General features: G+C 60.3%; 5 protein-coding genes. All 5 read right to left on the bottom strand.

All coding sequences use genetic code 11. The features are described from left to right. The coding region (locus tag Q0629_RS10155) for an ArsR family transcriptional regulator (RefSeq protein WP_366122960.1) at positions 1 to 121 on the bottom strand (121 nt) is incomplete at its 3' end. Positions 122 to 439: 318 nt separating this feature from the next. After that, the gene (locus Q0629_RS02395) at positions 440 to 1390 is read right to left on the bottom strand and encodes an EamA family transporter (protein WP_298778466.1); all 951 of its coding nucleotides are present in this window, start codon (positions 1388 to 1390) and stop codon (positions 440 to 442) included. Positions 1391 to 1431: 41 nt separating this feature from the next. Next, positions 1432 to 2160 carry an MgtC/SapB family protein gene (locus Q0629_RS02390; protein ID WP_298778464.1) on the bottom strand — a complete coding sequence of 243 codons (729 nt, stop codon included), beginning with the start codon at positions 2158 to 2160 and terminating at the stop codon, positions 1432 to 1434. Positions 2161 to 2166: 6 nt separating this feature from the next. Next, positions 2167 to 3582 (bottom strand): cation:proton antiporter, encoded by a 1416-nt coding sequence (locus Q0629_RS02385; RefSeq protein WP_298778462.1) that lies wholly within the window; start codon positions 3580 to 3582, stop codon positions 2167 to 2169. A gap of 193 nt (positions 3583 to 3775) precedes the next feature. Further along, positions 3776 to 3901 carry an AraC family transcriptional regulator gene (locus Q0629_RS10150; protein ID WP_366122958.1) on the bottom strand — a complete coding sequence of 42 codons (126 nt, stop codon included), beginning with the start codon at positions 3899 to 3901 and terminating at the stop codon, positions 3776 to 3778. Positions 3902 to 3903: the final 2 nt, after the last annotated feature.

Here is a 3903-nt window from a genome sequence, read left to right as displayed (position 1 = left end):
GTTGTGTGATCTCGAAGCGTTCCAACAGCTTGCAGCCGCATTTTTCTCCGCCAGAGAGCATTTTCATGATCTCCAATCGGTTGCTGTCGCCTAAAGCCTTGCAGATCAGGGCTACATCCATAGAGTTCATATCAGTCACCTCACATTGATCATTATCTATGTAAATATTGTAGCGAACACATAGATGAATGTCAATGCTTCTGGATTAGTTTACTTCCAGTTTTCAAAAATGGTCGAATCTATTTTTCTATGAATGCCATGCTCTGATAGAAATTGTAGAACATCTGAAACACTACTCTCGGAAAGTGTCTCGGTTTTCGCACCCCTTAAGAGGCTTTTTTCAATTTGCTATTACACAACCCAACGCGCTTTGCGCGGTCTGATGAAGTTTCAGGCAGGGAAACCAGGCAGCGTCCTCAACGGCTTAACCGGTATTTCCTTAACGGGCTTTTGGCCGGCGTTCTCCAAGCTGGAAGAAGACCAGGCCGGCGATGACGGCTGCAATGCCCGCCCACTGCAGGGGGTCCAGTTGCTCTTTGTGGAACAGCATCCCCCCCAGCAGCCCCGTGACGGGCACGAGGAGCGAGAAGGGGGCGACCCTTCCGGCGGAGTACGTGGCGATCATCTGGTTCCATGCGTAGTACGCGAAGAACGTGGACAGGATGACGAGGTAGAAGACGGAGAGGACGGCTGCGGGGTCGATCTGTGTCAGCGACCGCAGGATGGCATCCGGCCCCTCGGCGAAGAGGGAGAGGACGAGCATGGGGATAGGGACGAAGATCGCGGACCAGACGATCATCTCCATGATGCCCAAGGGCCTTCCGTTCCGAAGGCTCTCCTCGGACGCCCTCTTGATGATGAGGTTGGAACAGCTCCAGCAGAGCGCGGACAGGAGGTTCGTCAAAAAGGCTGTCTTTGGGACCGCTGTCGCGCCGGAGGGGCCGGCGATCAGCCCCAATCCGATGGCGGCCAGGCCGATGCCGGCGAGCTGCCCCCCTCCGATCCTCTCCCCCATGAACCACGCCGACAGGATCAGGGTGAAGATGGTCTGGAACTGCATGACCACCGAGGCCAACCCCGCGGGCATACCGATCTTGAGCGAATAGAACAGGAAGGAAAACTGCCCTACCCCGCTGAGCAGCGCGTAGATCGCCATCGTCCACCACGAGACGGCGGGCTTCCTCACGAAGAAGATCAGGGGAAGGACGACGAACAGGTACCTCAAAAAGACCAAAAAGAGGGGCGGCATCGACCTCAGCCCGGCCTTGACGACCGCGAAGTTGACACCCCAGACGACGGCCGCCGCCAGGAGCAGCAGGACGTCGCGTCTTTCCATCTTGCGCGGCCCCGCCAGCGGGGTGGCACCGCAGTCAGTGCGAACCTTCCTCATCCGTTGCCTCCGATTTGAAGACGTGAAGACGGCCGGCGCGGTCAGCTGATCTCCTCGATGTGGGAGATGTACTCAAGCGACCGCAGGGCCTCGATGATCTCGCTGTGCTTTTTGTACTTCTTCAGCTCGGCGCTGTTGATGGTCAGGGAGACGGTGTAGACGCTCAAGCCCGAGTTCAGGTACGCGGGGTTGGATTCTATATCCTCAATCCGAATCCCCAGGCGCCGGACCGTCGTGACGAAGTACTGCAGGTTGCCCTTGCTCTTCAGCTCCAGGTGAATCTCGAAGTGGTTCGACTTGTCCTTCATGTACTTTTCGATGGGCGGGAACAGGGCCAAGGAGGAAAACAGGGCCAGGAACGAGAACAGGGCCACCGTGTAGAGCCCCGCGCCCAGCGCCATCCCGACCAGCCCGCAGGACCAGAGGGCCGCCGCCGTGGTCAGGCCCTTGATCTGGCTCCTCGAGCTGAACAGGATGGCGTTGACGCTGATCATCGCGGCGCCGACCACGGCCGCCGCCGACATGAAGGGGAATCGCTCCGAGGTGGATTGGCAGAGGTACAGGTCCGTCAGCATGGCCGTCGTGGAGGCCAGGGAAACGAGGATGAAGGTGCGCAGTCCGGCGGAGTGCCGTTTGCTGGACCGTTCGCAGCCGATGATTGCCGCCAGGACGACCGACAGCAATATCCTCAGCACGACGGAGCGGACGTTGAGCTCCGCCGTCCATTCTCCAAGGATGGACGCGGTCAGGCCGTTGATTTGCGCGTTCATGATGTTCTAAAACCTCCTCGTGCGCGAGTGATGGATGTTCGCATAGCGGCGGCCCGCCTCCATCGCCGCATACTGCTTCTCCGACGCCTCCAGAAAGGCCTCCTCCTCCTCGGAGAGGAGCGTCTTGGGGGGCGGAAGGTCCTTCTGTATCTTCTGTATCCTCTCGACCAACAGGTCTATAGGGGACTTCTGCCCCTCGCCCGGCGGGAGGTCCGCCTCCGGAACGATGTCCTCGATCCGCGTCTGGTAGGAGCCCGACAGGTACAGCGAGAGCTTGGCGCAGCCCGGACCGATCAACTCGTAGAGGACGCTCGAGGCCAAAATGATGGTCTGCAGTGCGCTCCCCGTTTCTCCGCCGAGCGTCCTGGCGCCGAGGGCTGCGAGGCCGATGGCGACGCCCGCTTGCGGGATCAGGGCCAGGCCGAGGTAGTCCCGGACGTTTTTCGGCTTGCGCACGAGAAGGCACCCCCAAAAGGCGCCGACGTACTTCCCCAGGATGCGGACGATGAAGTAGACGACCCCGACAAGGAGGAGCGGCACGCGGCCGACGGCGGCCGACGTGCCGAAGAGCGCGTCCAACTGGAACGACAGCCCCGACCGGACGAAGAACAGGAGGAGGAGCGGAGGGCTGAAGTAGTTCAGCTGCTTGAACAGCTTGTCGTCCTCGGTGAGGTTGATGTAGACCGTGCCCATCGACATGCAGCCCAGGAGCGGAGAAACGTCGAACAGCGTGCAGATGCCGCAGAACGAGAACAGGAGGGCGATGGAGATGATCAGTCGGTTGTCGGTGGAGTGCCTTTGAAATAGCATCCACTTCATCACGAGGCCGAAGAAGCAGCCGAGACCCAAGACCCCCGCGTTGACGACGATCGGAAGGAGGACGTTCCGGAGGTTGAACCCGCCCCTGCCGGAGATCGACGCCAGGGCGACGGAGATGGCGATGCTGTATTCGACCAATCCGACGACGTCGTCCAGCGCCACGACCTGCAGGAGCGTGTTGACGAAGTCCCCCTTTGCGCCCGTCTGCCGGATCGTCATCATGGTCGAGGCGGGGGCGGTCGCCGAGGCGAGGGCGGCCAGGACGATCGAGAAGGCGAAGTTGAGGCCGAGGACGAAACAGGCGACGACGAAGATGAAGACCGACGTGAGGCACGCCTCAAGGACCGTGATGACGACTACCTTCAGCCCGTTCTTCTTCAGCACGGACACCTTGAAGAACTCGCCCGTGCTGAACGCGATGAAGGCGAGCGCGATGTCCGGCAGGAAGTCCATGCCGTCGATGATCCGCAGGGGGACGAGGTGCAGGCAGTAGGGCCCGATCAGGATACCGGAAACGATGTAGGCGGTCACGTCGGGCAGCCTCAGGCGCTTCGTCAGGCGCGTCGCCATGAATCCGGAGAACAGCATGAGCGCTACGGACATGATGACGGCGGCGGCTGAGGACGTATTTTGAAAGGCAGAGAGATAATCCGGCAACTTTGCCCCTCCCTTCCGAGGTCCTGCGGTGACGGTTTACAATTTTTTAATTATAACTCAACCGCAGGGAGGCAGGAAGATGCGGCCCAATTCCGCAGCTTTGTTCGCGCCCTTTGCTTTGGCCCGGCAATCCGGCGAATCAGGGCTCCTCAAGCGGCGGAGCGCTCCGCCCGTTCCGACGGTACCGGATCGGGGAAACGCCATAGCGTCTTTTGAAGGCGCTGCCGAAGTTTCCGCTGTTGGAATAGCCGACGTCGGAGGCAATTT

It is taken from the genome of uncultured Fretibacterium sp., from assembly GCF_938030725.1.
Lineage (GTDB): Bacteria > Synergistota > Synergistia > Synergistales > Aminobacteriaceae > Fretibacterium.
Note: the sequence above shows the minus strand (reverse complement) of the source record. Positions and strands in the feature narration are given on the sequence as shown.